Genomic DNA, 280 nt, shown 5'->3' on the forward strand with positions numbered 1-280 from the left:
TGTTAATGGTTCAAGTATAAAATGTAATATTTCTGTTTCTGGTGGTACCTGTTTAACTTCAAGTGTTGCAAGTTCTAATACACTTAATTTTAATGTTAATAGTCCGAGTATAGTTTTAACTTCATCTGGAACAACACTTTGTACTGGAGCTAATGTTGTATTTAATGCAACCGCCTCCAATACATCTGGGTTAGGCACTATAACTTATGTTTTCCAACGTAACGGTGTCACTGTCCATAGCAGTTCATCCAACACATATTCTACAACCACTTACTCAAAT

1 protein-coding gene is annotated in these 280 nt (G+C 34.6%); it reads left to right on the forward strand.

Translation table 11 applies throughout. From position 1 onward, the window contains the following. On the forward strand, nt 1–280 hold a 280-nt coding region (locus tag WFZ85_RS16340), incomplete at both ends, for a hypothetical protein (RefSeq protein WP_342697294.1).

This window comes from Flavobacterium aureirubrum, from assembly GCF_038739835.1.
In the GTDB taxonomy this organism is placed as follows: Bacteria; Bacteroidota; Bacteroidia; order Flavobacteriales; family Flavobacteriaceae; genus Flavobacterium; species Flavobacterium aureirubrum.